At 71.7% G+C, this 15,496-nt stretch carries 18 protein-coding genes; 12 read left to right on the top strand and 6 right to left on the bottom strand.

Features of this window, described 5'->3' with window-relative positions:
• Positions 1–62: 62 nt before the first annotated feature.
• Complete coding sequence (locus DVK07_RS09890; protein ID WP_121596894.1) at positions 63–656, bottom strand: nitrous oxide reductase accessory protein NosL; 594 nt, start codon at positions 654–656, stop codon at positions 63–65.
• A gap of 104 nt (positions 657–760) precedes the next feature.
• Between DVK07_RS09890 and DVK07_RS09885 the strand changes: the two genes are divergently transcribed.
• From DVK07_RS09885 to DVK07_RS09875, 3 genes are read left to right on the top strand one after another with little or no spacing between them, the layout of a single operon-like run.
• Complete coding sequence (locus DVK07_RS09885) at positions 761–2,839, top strand: NosD domain-containing protein (RefSeq protein ID WP_121596893.1); 2,079 nt, start codon at positions 761–763, stop codon at positions 2,837–2,839.
• A complete protein-coding gene (locus DVK07_RS09880; RefSeq protein ID WP_121596892.1) occupies positions 2,836–3,618 on the top strand; it encodes an ABC transporter ATP-binding protein in 783 nt (260 codons plus the stop codon). Before DVK07_RS09885 ends, DVK07_RS09880 begins: the two co-directional genes overlap by 4 nt.
• The gene (locus DVK07_RS09875; RefSeq protein WP_121596891.1) at positions 3,615–4,478 is read left to right on the top strand and encodes a copper ABC transporter permease; all 864 of its coding nucleotides are present in this window, start codon (positions 3,615–3,617) and stop codon (positions 4,476–4,478) included. The genes DVK07_RS09880 and DVK07_RS09875 overlap by 4 nt, the downstream gene beginning before the upstream one ends.
• Positions 4,479–4,523: 45 nt before the next feature.
• Here the strand turns inward: DVK07_RS09875 and DVK07_RS09870 are convergent, their stop codons facing one another.
• Positions 4,524–4,877, bottom strand: coding sequence for a hypothetical protein (locus tag DVK07_RS09870; RefSeq protein WP_017344645.1), 354 nt, complete (start codon positions 4,875–4,877; stop codon positions 4,524–4,526).
• 111 nt (positions 4,878–4,988) lie between these two features.
• On the opposite strand from DVK07_RS09870, the gene DVK07_RS09865 reads away from it, so the two are divergent.
• The 4 genes from DVK07_RS09865 (at position 4,989) to DVK07_RS09850 (ending at position 8,013) form a co-directional block, all read left to right on the top strand.
• Positions 4,989–5,501: a helix-turn-helix domain-containing protein gene (locus tag DVK07_RS09865; RefSeq protein ID WP_121596890.1), complete on the top strand. Its 513-nt coding sequence runs from the start codon at positions 4,989–4,991 to the stop codon at positions 5,499–5,501.
• Positions 5,502–5,628: 127 nt separating this feature from the next.
• Positions 5,629–6,486, top strand: coding sequence for a sulfite exporter TauE/SafE family protein (locus tag DVK07_RS09860; protein ID WP_121596889.1), 858 nt, complete (start codon positions 5,629–5,631; stop codon positions 6,484–6,486).
• A 111-nt stretch (positions 6,487–6,597) separates the two neighbouring features.
• Positions 6,598–7,287, top strand: a complete 690-nt coding sequence (locus DVK07_RS09855) for an SCO family protein (RefSeq protein ID WP_121596888.1) — start codon at positions 6,598–6,600, stop codon at positions 7,285–7,287.
• Between the two features lie 81 nt (positions 7,288–7,368).
• Positions 7,369–8,013, top strand: coding sequence for a DJ-1/PfpI family protein (locus DVK07_RS09850; protein WP_121596887.1), 645 nt, complete (start codon positions 7,369–7,371; stop codon positions 8,011–8,013).
• A 16-nt stretch (positions 8,014–8,029) separates the two neighbouring features.
• On the opposite strand, the gene DVK07_RS09845 is transcribed toward DVK07_RS09850, so the two are convergent.
• Complete coding sequence (locus tag DVK07_RS09845; protein WP_017344640.1) at positions 8,030–8,506, bottom strand: universal stress protein; 477 nt, start codon at positions 8,504–8,506, stop codon at positions 8,030–8,032.
• 140 nt (positions 8,507–8,646) lie between these two features.
• Here DVK07_RS09845 and DVK07_RS09840 point away from each other — a divergent pair, with 140 nt between their 5' ends.
• Complete coding sequence (locus tag DVK07_RS09840; RefSeq protein ID WP_121596886.1) at positions 8,647–9,081, top strand: hypothetical protein; 435 nt, start codon at positions 8,647–8,649, stop codon at positions 9,079–9,081.
• 132 nt (positions 9,082–9,213) lie between these two features.
• Here the strand turns inward: DVK07_RS09840 and DVK07_RS09835 are convergent, their stop codons facing one another.
• The 3 genes from DVK07_RS09835 to DVK07_RS09825 all read right to left on the bottom strand — a co-directional run bounded on the left by DVK07_RS09835 (position 9,214) and on the right by DVK07_RS09825 (position 11,540).
• Positions 9,214–9,582, bottom strand: coding sequence for a hypothetical protein (locus DVK07_RS09835; protein WP_199719463.1), 369 nt, complete (start codon positions 9,580–9,582; stop codon positions 9,214–9,216).
• Positions 9,583–9,640: 58 nt separating this feature from the next.
• A complete protein-coding gene (gene trmB, locus DVK07_RS09830; protein ID WP_121596884.1) occupies positions 9,641–10,693 on the bottom strand; it encodes an HTH-type sugar sensing transcriptional regulator TrmB in 1,053 nt (350 codons plus the stop codon).
• A 97-nt stretch (positions 10,694–10,790) separates the two neighbouring features.
• Positions 10,791–11,540 (bottom strand): proteasome assembly chaperone family protein, encoded by a 750-nt coding sequence (locus DVK07_RS09825; RefSeq protein WP_121596883.1) that lies wholly within the window; start codon positions 11,538–11,540, stop codon positions 10,791–10,793.
• 139 nt (positions 11,541–11,679) lie between these two features.
• On the opposite strand from DVK07_RS09825, the gene DVK07_RS09820 reads away from it, so the two are divergent.
• From DVK07_RS09820 to DVK07_RS09805, 4 genes are all read left to right on the top strand, one after another.
• Positions 11,680–12,711, top strand: a complete 1,032-nt coding sequence (locus DVK07_RS09820) for a mechanosensitive ion channel family protein (protein ID WP_121596882.1) — start codon at positions 11,680–11,682, stop codon at positions 12,709–12,711.
• 44 nt (positions 12,712–12,755) lie between these two features.
• Entirely contained in the window at positions 12,756–14,384 is a 1,629-nt protein-coding gene (locus DVK07_RS09815; RefSeq protein ID WP_017344634.1) for an MATE family efflux transporter, read from the top strand.
• Positions 14,385–14,814: 430 nt separating this feature from the next.
• Positions 14,815–15,057, top strand: coding sequence for a hypothetical protein (locus DVK07_RS09810; RefSeq protein ID WP_121596881.1), 243 nt, complete (start codon positions 14,815–14,817; stop codon positions 15,055–15,057).
• Between the two features lie 33 nt (positions 15,058–15,090).
• Entirely contained in the window at positions 15,091–15,495 is a 405-nt protein-coding gene (locus DVK07_RS09805) for a transcriptional regulator (protein ID WP_121596880.1), read from the top strand.
• The last annotated feature ends 1 nt before the right edge of the window (position 15,496 follow it).

Genomic DNA, 15,496 nt, shown 5'->3' with positions numbered 1-15,496 from the left:
TTATATACCCTTCTCTCCGTCCGCTCACGCTTTTATAAATCGCTTCCGTCGACCTCCGTCTTTTATAAGGCTTCCAGCGTCGACCGCTCCACCTCGGTCGCGGGCATCGCCTCGCCGCCGTACTCCGCGACGAACTCGTCGACGTCTCCGTCGTCGCTGAACGGGATCAGGTCCGGCCCCATCGCGCCGATCACCTCGCTGCGCGCGACGACCGTGAGGGCCGACTCTCGGGCGAACGCCTCGCTCTCGACGTGCGAGGAGAACATCGTGTCGCCGCCCTGCTCGAAGACCTCCTGTTCGACCGCCGAGTAGTCGGTGAGGAACGTCGCCAGCGGCGTCCGTCCCTCGCCCTCGGCGTCGAACCGGTAGGTGTACGTACAGGTGGCGCTACAGAACTGCGCCGGGCGACCGCCCTCCGGCTCGTCGTCCTCGAAGTGGACCTGCCCGACCGTCCCGGGATGGTCGGCGACGATCATCCCGCACTGGTCGCAGGCCTGATCGTCGTCGATGGAGACGGGGGCGATCGAGTTCGACCCGCCGCCGGCGCAGCCGGCGACGGAACCGATCCCGGCGGCGGCGATTCCGGCGAGCAGGCGTCGCCGCGGGACGCTCTCCGAGCTGGCGGGTGTAGGGGTCGACGGGTCGCCTTTCGTCATAATCGTAGTTGGAGTACCGGCCTCTTAGCACCTCTGGACGCGTTCAAAGCCGCGTTCGAGGAACGAACCAAACGCCCTAAGTCGCCGCCGATCGAAAGGTTCGCGTGGCAGTTTTCGACCCCGCTACCGCCCGGTCGCGTCGCCTCCGCCTCGCGGTCGTCGCGGTCGTCGCGCTCGCCGCGGTCGCGACCGCCGGCGCGTTCGCCGCGGACCCGAGCGAGTCGGTCCCCGAGCCGGTGCGGTTCGACGACGCGGTCGAGCTGGGGCTCTCCTCGGAGACGGACGCGCTGATGGCCGGGGACGCGACCCTCCCGCGGGTCCAGGTGTTCTACTCGCAGCTCCAGTACGTCGTCGGCTACAACGGGGTCGCCTCGTTCGTCGACTCGCGGCGGGACGGCCGGACGGAGCGGCAGTTCGGCTACCCGCTCGTCGCGTACGTCGAGACGTTCGACCACAGGGACCCGGGCACGACCGAGTCGGGGCTGTTCTCCGCGACCGGCGCGGGCGGGTGGACGCCGGTCGGTGAGGCCCGGTACGTCGTCGGGAGCGACGCCGAGGGCCCGTCCGGCGAGGTCGTCGTCCCCTTCCGGGACGGCGAGGCGGCGGCGGCGTTCGCGGACGACCACGGCGGGTCGGTCGTCGGCTGGGAGGCGGTCCGGACCCGGTCGTTCGACGTCGACTCCGCGGCGACCGTGCGGTCGCTCGCGCCGGAGCGCTGGCGGGCGGCGAACGAGCGGCTCGCGGCGGCGGAGCGGCGCGCGGACCGTCCCGTCTCCGTCGTCGTCGGCGAGGACGCCCCCACCATCGACGCCGCGGTCGCGGCCGCACCGCCGAACACGACGGTCCGCGTCCCGCCCGGGACGTACGACGAGACCGTGACGGTGAACCGGTCCGTGACGATCGCCGGCGCGGGCAGCGGACGCGGCGGGGCGGAGACGAACCGCGGCCCGGGGAACGGGACCGAGACGACCCGCGTCGTCGGCAACGGGACCGGGTCGGTGATCACCGTCCGCGCGCCCGACGTGGCGCTCACGGGGATGCGAATCGCGGGCACGGGGAACCGCACCCGCGACCCGGACGCGGCCCGCGAGTCCCGCGACCCGGAGGGCGGAACGTGGGACACGAACATCCAGCTCGGCTACGGCCACGGCGACGCCGGGGTCAAGGCGGTCGGCGCGCCGGGGCTCGTCGTCGACGACGTCGCCGTCGACACGGACGCGAGCGGGCTCCTGCTCCGGGAGGGCTCGCACGCGACCGCGACGGGGCTCCTCGTCGACGGGACCGACGAGTGGCAGGAGGGATTCATGGGGGTCACCGGGATGGAGTCGCGCGTCACCGTCACCGACAGCCGGTTCGAGGGCGGCCGCGACGGGATCTACCTCCACCGCGCGGACGGCTCGGTCGTCCGGAACTCGACGTTCGTCGACAACCGGTACGGGACGCACCTCATGTACACCGGCGACGCGCTGGTCGCGGACAACGCCTTCCGGAACGAGCTGTTCGCCGGGATCACCGTGATGACGCGGCCGGCCGGCAACGCGATCGTCGGTAACGACGTCCGCAACTCCAGCGCCGGGATCCAGGCCTCGGGGACCCGGACCTATATCGGCTACAACACGGTGGTCGGCAACGACCTCGGGTTCTCCACGAGCGCCCGCGGGTCGCTGTACGAACACAACGTCGTCGTCGACAACGGACTCGGGGCGCGCGCGACGACCGTCGTGCCGTCGAGCCGGATCGTCGCGAACGACTTCGTCGGGAACGACGACCACGCCGACGCCGGGGCCGGCGCCCTGCGCGTGTGGGCCGACGGGGACCGCGGGAACTACTGGGAGGGCGCGAACGTCGGCCCGCGCGCGGCCGGCGACCGGGCGTACCGACCGACCTCGCCCGTCGACGGCGCGCTCCACCGCCATCCGAGCGCGGTCGCGGTCCGCGAGTCGCCCGCGGCGCGGCTGCTCGACCGGCTCCGCGGGACCGTCCCCGGCGCGCGCTCCGGGAGCATCATGGACCCCGTCCCCGCGGCGGCGCCGTACCACCCCGACCGGATCGACGCGGTCACGGGGGCGAACGCCGACGACGGGCCGGTTCGGGGCGACTGGCGGTCCGCGCACGGGGCCGCCGGAAACGCGAGCGTGACGCCTTCGGTACGACCGACGGCGACCGCGGAGGGGGCGGAATGAGCGAGCGCGCGCTCGCCGCGGTCGACGGCGTCACGCGGGCCTACGGCGGCGTCCCGGTCCTCGAAGGCGTCTCGCTGTCGGTCGAGGCGGGCGTCACCGCCGTGGTCGGCCCCAACGGCTCTGGCAAGTCCACGCTCCTCGGGGTGCTCGCGGGCGCGGTCGAGCCCACCGACGGGGCCGTCCGGTACCCCGAGGGCGGCCCGCGCTCCGGCTCCGAGAAGCGCGTCGGCTACCTCCCGCAGCGGGTCCCGTTCCGCGACGGGTTCACCGCGCGCGAGACGCTCGGTTTCTACGCGGCGCTCGTCGACGGGGACCCGGACGCCGCGCTGGCGGCGGTCGGGCTCGCCGACGCCGCCGACAAGCGCGTCGAGGCGCTCTCCGGCGGGATGCGGCGGCTGCTCGGGATCGCGCAGGCGACGCTCGGCGACCCGGCCGTCGTCGTCCTCGACGAGCCGACCAGCGGGCTCGATCCGGAGATGCGGGAGCGGGCCTTCCGCGCCGCGGCCCGCGCCGGCGACGACGCAGCGGTCGTCGTCAGCTCGCACGACCTCGACCTCGTCGACGCGCACGCGGACGCCGTCGTGGTCCTCCGCCGCGGACGGATCGCCGCGGCGGGGCCCCGCGAACGGCTCCTCGACGAGCACGAGGTCGACGACGTGGACGGACTGTACCGCGCCGTCGCCGGCGACGCCGACGCCCTCGCACGGGGAGACGACGGCGGCGAGGCGGAGCGCGACGGCGACGAGTCGGTCCACGTCGCGGGGGTGTCCGACCGATGAGTACCCCGTTCGACGGCGTCTGGCTCGTGTTCCGTCGCGAGCTGGTCACGGTGCGGCGGACTCCCGGCTACGCCGTCCTCGCGCTCGGGCTGCTCGTCGTCCTCGGCGGGCTCGTCGCGGTCGGCGGCGGCGGCGCGACCGGGTTCGTGCCCGCGGTCGTCGACCTGCTCTTACCGACGGAGGTGTTGGTCCCGCTGCTCGCGGTCGTGCTGGGGTACCGCGCGCTGTTCGCCGACGCCGCGAGCGGCGAACTCGCCGTGATCCGGACCTATCCCGTGAGCGCGGCCGCGTACGTCCTCGGCGTGCTGCTGGCGCGGACGGTCGCGCTCGTCGCGCTCGTCGGCGGACCGTTCGCGCTCGTCGGCGCGTACGTCTGGCTCACCGCCGCCCCGGACACGGGCATCTTCGCGACGCACGCCGGCGTCGACTCGCCGGTCCTCTTCGTCCGCTTCGTCGCGCTCGTCGTCCCGTTCGGCGCGGCGTACCTCTCGCTGTCGGCGGCGGTGTCCACGATCGCGACGAGCCGGCGGAGCGCGGTCGCGCTCGGCGTGCTCGCGCTGCTCGCCGGGGTCCTCGGCGGCGACCTCGCGGTGCTCCGGTCGCTGTCGGCCGGGGCGCCGGCGGGGGGGATCGCGGAATCCATCGCGTTCACCCCCAACGGGGCGTTCAGGGGGCTCGTCTTCGAACACGTGATCGGGGTCGCCTTCGCGCCGGAGGGCGGCTTCGTGGACACCGGTCTCGCGGCCGCCTCGCTCGTCGGCTGGAGCGTCCTCGGGGCCGTCGCGGCGGTCGCCGCGGTCGCCTTCGGGCCGCGCGTCGACGTCGCGGCGGAGAGGCTCCGCGAGCGGCTCCGTCGGTAGGCGCGTCGCGGCGACGCCGGCGCTCGGTCCGAGGCGACGCCCGACTCAGTCCGAGGCGGCGTCGTCGCCGACGGCCCCGGGCGCGTGGGCGTACACGGCGTAGAGGACGAGCGCGGCGATCAGGAAGTCCAGACTGTGCGCGACGAGGTGGTGGACCGGCATCGGCACGACGCCGAGGACCGTGCCGGCGCCCACGACCGACCGGGCGAGGAGCGCGCCGACCGCGAGGGCGATCAGTCGGTACTGCGCCCGCCGCCGCCGACGGTACGCGGCGAGGCTGACGGCGAAGAGGAGAGTCGTTCCGAGCCCGGCGGCGATCACGACCGCCAAGATGGGGAGCGACCCCTCTACGGACCACCCGGCGAGCGCCGGTACCGACCCCGAGAGCGACTGCGCCACGGCGGTCCTTGGGACGCGACCGATAAGAAGCCGTTCCCCCGCGACGTTCCCAGACGGGGAGACCGCGCGGGCGCCTTTTATTCGGCGCGAGGGTAGGACGGACAGCCACGAATGTCGGACACCAGATCCCGGATCCGACGCCACGTCCGCGAGACTCCCGGCGTCCACTTCAACCGGATCGGCCGCGACCTCGACATCGCGACCGGGCAGGCGCAGTACCACCTCCGGCGACTCGTCCGCGACGGCGAGCTGGCGGTCGAGCGGATCGGCGGGCGCGCCCACTACTTCGATCCGGACGTCGACGCGTGGGACCGCCGGACCCTCGCGTTCCTCAGGCGCGAGACGGCGCGCGAGATCGTCGTCCGCCTCCACGTGGACGGCCCGACTCGCCCGGGGGCGCTCGCGGACGACCTCGACCTCGCGAAGAGCACGGTGTCGTGGCACGTCTCGACGCTCGCCGACCACGGGATCGTCGAGAAGTCGCCCGACAGACCGATGACCGTCTCGCTGGCGCGTCCCGGGCGGACGGCCGCGCTCCTCGACGAGGTGTCGCCGTCGCTGCCCGACCGGCTCGTCGACCGCTTCGTCCGCACGGTCGACTCGCTCTTCGACGCCGAGGAGTGACGGCGTCGACGCCGCCCGGGGGGCGGGCCGCCTCGGCTCCCTCACGGGCTGGCCCCGTCCGGGGTCGGTCTCGTCCGTTCGCCGATCGCACCAGATCGGTTAGCGGCCTCCGGGCCGTTTCGCCGATATGTACGCTGTCAGCGCCGCGGCGCTCCGTCCGCTCCTCGCCGCCGCCGACCCGGCGACCTGCGAGCCGAGCGGCTCCCTCTACGCGACCGACTCGCTGGGCCTCGGCGTCTTCCTCCTCGTCGGGCTGCTCGGGGGCGCCCACTGTCTCGGCATGTGCGGGCCGCTCGTCACCACCTACGCCGACCGGATGCGGTCCGGGGAGGCCGCCGGCGGGCGCGGGCGGGACGACGACCTCACCGTGCGGCAGGTCCGCCAGCACGCGCTGTTCAACCTCGGCCGGGCGACGAGCTACGCGGTCCTCGGGGGCCTCTTCGGGCTCGCCGGGAGCGTCGCGTTCGTCACGGGACGGACGGTGACGACCGTCGCCGACGACGTCCACGCGCTCACCGGAATCGCCGTCGGCGGGATGATCGTCGCCGTCGGCGTTCGTTACGCGCTCCGACTCGAGTTCGAGTCCGTCCCGATCCCGGGGTTCGACCGGGTCGCGGCCGCGGTGAGCGAGCGGATCGTCGCCCGCGTCGACGCGTGGGTCCGCGACTGGCGCATCCTCGGACTGGGTGCGGCCCACGGATTCCTCCCGTGTCCGCTCTTGTACCCCGCGTTCCTCTACGCGTTCGTTCAGGGGAGCGCGCTCGGGGGCGCCGTTTCGCTCGGCGTCCTCGGCCTCGGGACGGTGCCGGCGATGCTACTGTTCGGGACGGCATTCCAGTCGATGCGCCTCGAAACGCGGCTCCGGTTCCACCGCGTCCTCGGGGTCGCGTTCGTCGCGCTCGGGTACGTCCCCCTCCAGCACGGGCTCGCGACGCTCGGCGTCCCGCTGCCGCATCCGCCGATCCCGTACTACGCGCCGCTTTGAGGGACGACCCGCCGGGCCGCGCCGCCGCCCGCTCGCTCTCGCCGGGCCGCGTCGCGTCCGTTCGTCGATCGCACCAGACGCGTTATGCGCCGCTCGCCCCTTCACTCGCGCATGAAGCGACGAACGCTGCTCGCCGGCGTCGGAACGGCCGCCGCCGGCTCGGTCGCGGGCTGTACCTCTCGCCTGTTCGGCGAGAGCCCGGACGGCGTCGCGCTCGACCCGCAGGAGGACCAGATCGCGGACAGCGAGGACCTCGCGTACCCCGCGTACGGGCAATCGCTCCCGTCGTTCGAACTCCCGGCCCCGCTCGCGGACGAGACGTTCGACAGCGACGAACTCGACCGGACCGCCCTCGTGACCGGCGTGTTCACCTTCTGTCCCGCGGAGTGTTCGATCCTGCTCCGCCAGTGGGCGACGGTCCAGCGCCGCGTCGCGGAGGCGGGACTGACCGACGACGTGTACTTCGTCCCGATAACGTTCGATCCGGAGCGCGACGACGCGGCCGCGCTGCGCGACAACGCCGCGTCGATCGGCGCGGACCTCGACGCCGGCAACTGGCTCTACCTCCGTCCAGAGACGCCCGAGCGCGCGAAGGCCGTGGTCGAGGACAAACTGGGGATCGGCTTCGAGCAGACGACCGACAGCGACCGGCTTCCGGGGTACGACTTCACCCACATCGTCGTGACCATGCTCGTCAATCCCGACGGGGTGGTCGAGCGCGCGTACCGCGGCGAGCGGCTCGACCCGGAGCGGGTCGCGAGCGACATCGAGCGAGTCGCGGCCGCGTTCGCCGACGACTGACTCGTCGCCGCGTCGGCCGCGCGACGGCGCGGGGTCGGCGGGAGGGGAACGCACAAGCCGTCCGCCACCCTCCCGAGCGGTATGGACGTCGATATTCTGGTGTACGACGGGTTCGACGAGCTCGACGGTATCGGCCCGTACGAGGTGTTCGACTACGCGTTCGGCTACGCGGCCGAGCGGGACGACGACCGGGGAGAGCCGACGAGGGCGGGGCGCGTCCGGTACGTCACGCTCGACGAGCGCGATCGGGTGACCGCGAGCCACGGGACTCGCGTGGGCGTGGACGGGATCCTTCCCGATCCGGACGCCGACGACGCGCCCGACCTGCTGGTCGTCCCCGGCGGCGGCTGGAGCGCGCGCGACGAGGACGCGAGCGCGTGGGCCGAGGCGCGGAAGGGGGACGTGCCGCGCGCGCTCGCGGCGCACCACGAGGCCGGCACGCGGATCGCCTCGGTGTGTACCGGGTCGATGCTGCTCGCGGAGGCGGGGATCACCGACGGCCGCCGGGCGGTCACGCACGCCTCGGCGATCGAGGAGCTCCGTGAGTCGGGCGCCGAGGTCGTCGACGCGCGCGTCGTCGACGACGGCGACCTCCTCTCCGCGGGCGGGGTCACCTCCGGGATCGACCTCGCGTTGTATCTCGTCGAGCGCGAGTTCGGCGAGGGGGTCGCCGGCCGGGTGGCGACCGTCATCGAGTACGAGCGGCGGTACGAGGTCGCGGAGTGATCCGAGCGGGACGCGCTCAGTCGTCGCCGTCGTTCGGGAGGGGAACGTCGCCCTCGTCGCCGCCGTCCGCCTCCTCGCCCGTGGTCTCGCCGTCGGCGCCGACGGTGATCACGGTGCAGTCGAGCTCGCCGCGGAGGAACGAGTCGATGTCCGGGTCGGAGAGCAGCTTCTGGACCATCCGCCGCCACCGGCCGGCCTGCTTGGAGCCGATGACGACGACGTCTGCGCCCTCGGCGACGATCTCTTCGAGGATCGTCTCCTCGACGAGGAAGCCGCGGCGGACGACGTAGCGCGCGCGGTCGACCCGGCCGATCCGCTCTTCGACCGCGCGCTTGAGGTCGCTGCGCGAGACGCCTCCCGAGCGCTGATATAAGTCGACGTGGAGGATCGTGAGGTCGGCGCCGCGCTCCTCGGCGATGCGAGCCGCCTCTCGGAGCGTCGCCGCCGAGTGCGACGAGGGAGGAAATCGGACCGGAACCACGACGAGCGTCATGTCAGACCGGTGGGACCCCCGACGTAAATACGCTGTCGGTGTGGCGGGCCATCGCGATCCCCGTGCGGTGACGGCGGCCGGCGAAGACGCTCGGAACCGGAGGACTCGTCTCTCTGGAACGCCACGGGTTCGGAACGACGATGAACGACGACGAACGGTACGAGACGCTCTGTCGGGTGTTCAACGAGGTGCTCGCGGACGGAGAGAACGGGCCCATCGAGATCGAACTCTCCGCGGACGAGCGGGAGGTACTGGCGTCCGCGCTCGCTTACCACAGGGAGATCACCGCTCCGTACTCCGGCGACGCGGTGGGGCGGACCGAGTACCGGTGCCCGGGCTGCGGGAGCGAAGCCGAGTTCCGAGCCCGAGACGGACAGGTCGAGGTGGAGGCGGAACACCCCGACATCGGCGTCGAGGTGCGCAGGTACCACGGAATCGCGCAGTGCCGAGCGTGTCACGTACTGACTGAACTCACGCGGTTCGAAGCGATCCGAGCCGACGGATTCGACGAGGACGCGTGGGAGGAGCTGTACGAAGCCACCTACCGCCACAGAGAGCGCGCAAAACGGGTGTAGTCGGAGGCGATCCGCCGTCGCCGTCAGCCGTCGGCGAGGGCGAGGTGGAGATGGGAACGAGATGTCGACGGGAGAGAGAGCGCGCGGGAGCGAGGCGTCGACGGGAGCGAGGCGCCGACGAGGGTGACGCTCCTACGACCGGTCTCCGGTCCCCTCGGCGGAGACGGTTTCGCCCGCGCCCGTCGGCGGTTCGAGGCGGACGGTGTGTCGCGTGTGTCGAGCGTGGGTCCGCGCCCAGCGCCGCGCGGGTCGCTCCGCGAGGAACCGCTCGCCGTCGGGACAGCGGTCGCACCGAGCGATCCACGGGGTCACCCCGTCCGGGTAGTGGCCGGTGTGACGCTCGTGGTCGAGCGCGAACTGCTCGATCGCGTGGCTCCCCGGGTCGAGGTCGTCGACCTCGCGGTCGAGAACCCACTCGCGGTCGCACCGCTCGCACGAGACGGTCGGCACCTCTCGGTCGTCGTCGGAGAACGCGTCGTCGGAAAACGGGTCGTCGGTCACGGGGTCGCTTCGGGCCGCGCACACTTGAACGGCGACCTCCGGGAGTCCGGACCCCGCCTCAAAGCGCCGGCGGCTCGTCGCGGCCGATGACTATCTCCTGGCCCTCGACGTCCTCTAAGGCGGCGACGCGGCCGCCGATCTCGACGCGGCCGCTCTCGGTCTCGACGACGAGCGAGGCCACCTCCTCCGTGTCGACGAACGCGACGTCGACCACCTTCCCGCGGACCGTCACCTCCTCGCCGGTCTCGATGTCGCGCCCCTCGACGGTCGCGTAGAACTCCTCGCCGTCGAACTCGCGGACGTCCTTCACGGCGCGGCGGATGGAGGCGTAGCGGCGCGGGAAGGGCCGCTCCTCGCCGTCGGCGGCGAGCGTCTCGGCGGTCGTCCACAGGACCGTCCCGAAGAAGCCGGAGACGAGGAAGCCGAGCGCGGAGCGGTTGAAGATGACGCCGTAGCGCTCGCGGTCGTCGCGTAAGGCGTCCTGCGTGGCGTAGACGGAGTACTCGCCGTCGCCGACCGCGAGGACCGGCGTGGTGATCCCGCGTCGGGCGCGCGCGATGGTCGCGACCTCCAGGTAGTCGAACTCCGCCGGGTCGGGCGCGTTCGACGCGGGCGTGACGAGCAGTTCGACGCTGACCCCCTCGGCCACCTTCGCGGCGAGTTCGTCGCGGAACCGCCGGAGGAGGCCGGGGGTGAGCGACAGCGCGAGCTCGTACTCCGCGTTCGCGATCACCTCCTCGAGGTACCGGAGGATCGTCGAGCGCGACTTCACGAGCGACACCGCCTCGGTCTCGCGGGTCGGCGCGGTGTAGCGCGCCTCCAGTTCGTCGACCATCTCCGCGAACGACGAGCGCAGGTCGCCGAAGGCGTCGTCGGGGTCGACCGCGACGATCTTCATCGGCCGCGACTCGCGCAGTTCGACGAGCCCGCGGTCCGAGAGGCTCCGCACGGTGTCGTACACGCGCGGCTGCGGGATGTCGGTCCGGTCGGCGATGTCGCTCGCCGTCAGTTCCCCGTGTTCCAACACCGCGAGGTACGCGTCGATCTCGTACTCGCCGAGGTTGAACCGGTCCCCGACGCGGTCGAGGGTGTCGCGGAGATCGTCTGTCATAATCCGACGAACGGGGGCGGGGATTATAGCTTTTTACTATGAGTCGAGTTGTACGCGTTTTCGGAGCGTGGTCCTCGGCCCGGCGACCGGCGACCGGCTACATGTACATTCGGTCGTAGCTCCCCTCGGGCTCCCGCTCTTCCATCCGCTCGGCGAGGTCCTCGTAGCGGCGGCGGATCGCCTCGGCGAACGCCTCCAGCGGGGCCGCGTCCACGCCGAGGTCGTAGATCGCGTCGACCGTGTCGACGAGCCGCACCGCGGCGTCGACGTCGGGCGCCTGCGCGTGGACCGGCGTGACGAGCACCCCGACGCCGAGCGGCGAGTCGATGCCGCGTTCGAGCAGGCCGGCGTTCGCCCCGTCGAGGAACCCGGACTCCATCGCGGGGACGTCGACCCCGTCGCCGAGGCGCGCGTCGCGGTAGTCCTCGGTGGCGACGTGGAAGGTGCGGTGCGCGTCGGGACCGTGTGCCACGGGAACGCCCGCTAACACCGCGATCTCGTCGACCCCGTTCGCCTCCGTCCAGTCGAGGAGGGCGTCCGCGAGCAGTTCGCCGAGGAACGGCGGGACGAACTGCTCGGCGACCAGGACCGTGATCTCGCGGTCCGCGTCGGTGTACAGCCGGATCGGGTGCCGCGGCGTCCCCCTCGTGAACGGCGTGATCGACGGGGCGCCGTCGATCCGGACGTGGCCGGTCTCCTCGAAGTCGAGGTCGTCGACGAGGTAGTCGACGGCGGTCAGGCCGGCGAGCCCGAACGAGGAGAAGCCGGCTATCAGGGTTTCGCCCGGCTCGGTGTCGTGTTCGACGCTGAACCTCGGTGTCGTCGGGTCCGCGGGCGGTCGAGACATACTTCCCCTTCGCTCAGCCGGGCCATAGTGGTTGCCCCGAGGCTCGCGTTCGGGGGGCCGTCGATCGCTGTGCCCGCACTCTCGCCCCCCGATCGCCACGGGGAGAAACGCTTTTTCGGATGGCCGACCGCGGATTCCCATGGTCTTCCCGGAGGAGACGCCGATCGCGGGGGTCGTCTCGCGGCTCGCCGGCCTCGGCTCTCGGCTCGCGGATCTACCGGGAACGAGCGTGCTGACGGTCCTCGCGTCGGTCGCGGTCGGCGTCGTCGTCGCCAACTTCCTCGTCCGACTGATCGGCCGGCCGGTGGCGCGCCGCGTGTCGCGACAGAGCGTCGCGCAGACGATCGTTCGCGGCGTCCGGGTGGGGACGATCGGCGCCGCGCTGCTCGTCGGGCTCGGCGCGGTCGGATTCCAGTTCTCGGACCTCCTCCTCGGGACGGCGGTGTTCTCGGCCGTCATCGGTATCGTCCTCGCCCCGCTGGTGGGGAACTTCATCAACGGCGTGTTCGTCCTCGCCGACCAGCCGTTCGAGATCGGCGACATGATCGAGTTGGAGGACGGGACGACGGGGTTCGTCGAGGACATCACGATCCGGTACACGAAGATATTCACCCTCGATAACACCTTCCTCGTGGTGCCGAACGGAACGATGCGCGAGCGCGACGTCACGAACCTCTCGGCCGAGGACGAGCGCACCCGGCGGTCGATCGACGTCCTCGTCACCTACGAGAGCGACGTCCCGGAGGCGCGCCGCCGCATCGAGCGCGCGGCGCGCGACTGCGACGCCGTCATCGACGGCGGGCCCGACATCCGCATCGGCGTGGCGCGGTACATGGCGGGCCCCGACTGCCGGCTCCACGAGTTCGGCGACAACGGGATCCTCCTGCGGCTCCGCTACTGGGTGAAGAAGCCGTACAAGCTGGCGAAGGTCCAGTCGGACGTGAACACGAAGATCCGCCAGCGGCTCGGGGACCCGGACGCGAACGTCACGATGGCGTACCCGCACCGGCACCTCGTCTTCGACGACACCTCCGGGGTCGCCCGCGTCGACGCCGGATCCGGGACGCCGAAGGGCGTCGGCCCCGACGCGCCCGCTGCCGCCACCCCGGACCTCAGCGACGACGCCGAGAGCGACCGCGACGACTTGAGCGGCGGCGGGGCGGGACAGTGACCGGATCGGAAGCCTGATAGAGCGCCCCCGGCGTTTGTACGGCAGTGAGCGACGAGCCCGCTGCCGATCCGGACGGCCCATCCGACGACGGTTCGCCCGACGGCCCATCCGGCAACCCGCCGGACGGCCCCGTCGCCGGTCCGTCCGGTGGCCCCGGCGACGACGACGGCCCGCTCGACGACGAGTCGATCACCGAGGGGAGCCTCCTCCGACCGCTGTTCCGCCTCGCGTGGCCGATCGTCGTCATCCAGCTGCTGCAGGTGACGTACAACATCGTCGACACCCTCTACCTCGGCCGGCTCTCCGCGGAGGCCGTCGGCGCGATCAGCCTCGCGTTCCCCCTCATCTTCCTGCTGATCGCGGTCGCCGGCGGGTTCACGACCGCGGGCGCGATCCTCGTCGCGCAGTACACCGGCGCGGACGGCGAGGGGTCCGCCGGGCTCGTGGCGGGACAGACCATCTTCACCGTCTCGGTGCTGTCCGTGTTCATCGGGATCGGCGGCTACTTCTACACCCGTCCGGCGCTCGAGATCCTGCCGAGCGACGCGGACACCGCGGCGACCGTGATCCCCCTCGCGGCCGACTACATGGAGGTCATCTTCGCCGGGATCCCCCTGATGTTCGGCTTCTTCGTCTTCTCGGCGCTGATGCGCGGCTACGGCGACACGCGGACGCCGATGGCGGTCATGTTCATTTCCGTCCTCCTGAACGTCCTGCTCGACCCGTTCTTCATCTTCGGGTTCGAGGGGAACCCCCTGTTCGGGTGGCTCGCCGCGGTGCCCGGCGTCGCCGCGCTCGACCCGGTCGCGCTGGAGGCGACCCTGCTCTCGGCGACGGGGATCACCGGGATCGGCATTCAGGGCGCCGCGCTCGCGACGATCCTCTCGCGCGGCGTCGCGACCGCTATCGGGCTCTGGATCCTGTTCGGGACCGGCTACGGTCCCGACGTGACCTTCGGCCACCTCGTCCCGGACCTCGATTTCATCCGGGACATCTTCCGGCTCGGGCTCCCCTCCAGCGTCGAGCAGACGACGAGCGCGCTCGCGATGATCACCCTCACCGCGATGATCGTCACCTTCTCGCCGCCCGTCGTCGCGGCGTACGGCCTCGGCAACCGCCTCATCTCGCTCGTCTTCCTCCCCGCGATGGGGCTCGGCCGCGCTATCGACACGATGGTCGGGCAGAACCTCGGCGCGGACCGGGCCGACCGCGCCGCCAAGGCGGTGAAGTTCGCCGCCACGACAGGCGCGGGGGTGATGTTCCTCGTCGCGGTCGTCGCCGTCGCGTTCACCGAGCCGATCGTGGGGGCGTTCCTCGGCGACGTGCCGGACGCGCCCGCGACGATCTCGTACGCGGTCGAGTACGTCCGTATCCGGTCGGTCGAGTTCGCCTTCATCGGCGTCTCGCAGGTGATCTTAGGCGCGTTCCGCGGCGCCGGCAACACGAAGACCGCGATGGTCATCTCCATCCTCACCCTCTGGGTGGGCCGGGTCGCGAGCGTGGCGTACCTCGTGTTCGTCGCCGGCTGGGGCGAGACCGGCGTCTGGGTCGGGATGGCGCTCGGCAACGTCCTCGGCGCGGTCGTCGGCGTCGCGTGGTTCTCCCGCGGCACGTGGACCGAGCGCTACATTGACGACCCCGACCCCGGCGTCGACCCCGTGGGCGACGACTGAGCCGCCCTGGATCCGCTGAGATCCGTAATAAGTGAGATATTCCGGCCCAATCGCGCTCAATACAGGGAGAGCAAGGACCGATCTGCGGTGCGGTGGCGCGCGCCTCCGAGTGGCCGCCGAAGGCGGCCGCGAGGAGCGCGTGCGAGGGAGTCGGTCGCCGGAGCAACGCGGAGGCGACCGACGAGGCTGGGGAGGCGTGAGGCGCTGTGCGGAGCAGTGCGGGGCGGGACTCGAAGGGGCAGCCGCGAGGCGGGCGCAGGCGACGCAAGCACCGCAGGAGCGAGTGAAACGAGCGACGAGGAGCGCAGCGAGCGTGCGCCCGCCTCGCGGCTGGGGCTTCGGTGGTGTTCCTCGCTGGCCTGCCTCAACGTCTTATAAATGAGCGACTAGGGCTTCGGTGGGGTTCGTGACGATCGTCGGTTTATAAGTAATGACAGCATTGTACAACCTCGCTGCTTGGACTTCGGAACTGTCCACCGCGCTCGCATTGTTCCCGTTCGGTGTTGGACTTCTGCCCAACGCTTATGCTGTTGGGTGGTATCTCAACACGTACAGGATGCCCTCAGAGCCGTTCTTCCAGTACACACATGTCGAAGCCGGCCTCGTCGAGTTCTGGGCGAGTGCGGACGAGTACTGGGACGCTGTCGGCGGCGACCCACCCCGACCGCACTGATCGAACACCACCCGAGCCACCGCCACCCCGACCATGACCACACTCCACATCACCGTCGGCGACCGAGAACAGCTCCGTGAGGACGCACTCCAGTTCGTCCAGAACGTCGAGGACGACCAGGACGGAACGGCGACGCTCCAGTTCGGAACCTACGACGACTTCGTCGACAGTCTCACCCCGCTCCGCCTGAATCTCATCCGAGCGATCGCCGAGGAAGCTCCCGAAAGCATGCGCGAAGCGGCGCGGCTCGTCGAGAGGGACGTATCCGACGTCCACTCTGACCTGAAGCAGCTGGAAGTCCTGGGTATCCTTACGCTCGAAGAGGGCGGCCCCGGCGGCGCGATACAACCGGTCGTCCCGTTCGACCGCATCGAAGTCCACATCGACTACCCGCTCGTCGATGACGGCGATGCCGACAGCGCCCCCGCGAGTGCGTAGT

It is taken from the genome of Halorubrum sp. Atlit-26R, from assembly GCF_003666015.1.
Classification (GTDB): domain Archaea; phylum Halobacteriota; class Halobacteria; order Halobacteriales; family Haloferacaceae; genus Halorubrum.
Note: the sequence above shows the minus strand (reverse complement) of the source record. Positions and strands in the feature narration are given on the sequence as shown.

Excerpts from the sequence above, each read along its gene's own strand:
- DVK07_RS09890 (WP_121596894.1), bottom strand. The coding sequence starts at position 656 with ATGACGAAAGGCGACCCGTCGACCCCTACACCCGCCAGCTCGGAGAGC.
- DVK07_RS09880 (WP_121596892.1), top strand. The coding sequence starts at position 2,836 with ATGAGCGAGCGCGCGCTCGCCGCGGTCGACGGCGTCACGCGGGCCTAC.
- DVK07_RS09875 (WP_121596891.1), top strand. The coding sequence starts at position 3,615 with ATGAGTACCCCGTTCGACGGCGTCTGGCTCGTGTTCCGTCGCGAGCTG.
- DVK07_RS09865 (WP_121596890.1), top strand. The coding sequence starts at position 4,989 with ATGTCGGACACCAGATCCCGGATCCGACGCCACGTCCGCGAGACTCCC.
- DVK07_RS09860 (WP_121596889.1), top strand. The coding sequence starts at position 5,629 with ATGTACGCTGTCAGCGCCGCGGCGCTCCGTCCGCTCCTCGCCGCCGCC.
- DVK07_RS09855 (WP_121596888.1), top strand. The coding sequence starts at position 6,598 with ATGAAGCGACGAACGCTGCTCGCCGGCGTCGGAACGGCCGCCGCCGGC.
- DVK07_RS09850 (WP_121596887.1), top strand. The coding sequence starts at position 7,369 with ATGGACGTCGATATTCTGGTGTACGACGGGTTCGACGAGCTCGACGGT.
- DVK07_RS09845 (WP_017344640.1), bottom strand. The coding sequence starts at position 8,506 with ATGACGCTCGTCGTGGTTCCGGTCCGATTTCCTCCCTCGTCGCACTCG.
- DVK07_RS09840 (WP_121596886.1), top strand. The coding sequence starts at position 8,647 with ATGAACGACGACGAACGGTACGAGACGCTCTGTCGGGTGTTCAACGAG.
- trmB (WP_121596884.1), bottom strand. The coding sequence starts at position 10,693 with ATGACAGACGATCTCCGCGACACCCTCGACCGCGTCGGGGACCGGTTC.
- DVK07_RS09825 (WP_121596883.1), bottom strand. The coding sequence starts at position 11,540 with ATGTCTCGACCGCCCGCGGACCCGACGACACCGAGGTTCAGCGTCGAA.
- DVK07_RS09820 (WP_121596882.1), top strand. The coding sequence starts at position 11,680 with ATGGTCTTCCCGGAGGAGACGCCGATCGCGGGGGTCGTCTCGCGGCTC.
- DVK07_RS09810 (WP_121596881.1), top strand. The coding sequence starts at position 14,815 with ATGACAGCATTGTACAACCTCGCTGCTTGGACTTCGGAACTGTCCACC.
- DVK07_RS09805 (WP_121596880.1), top strand. The coding sequence starts at position 15,091 with ATGACCACACTCCACATCACCGTCGGCGACCGAGAACAGCTCCGTGAG.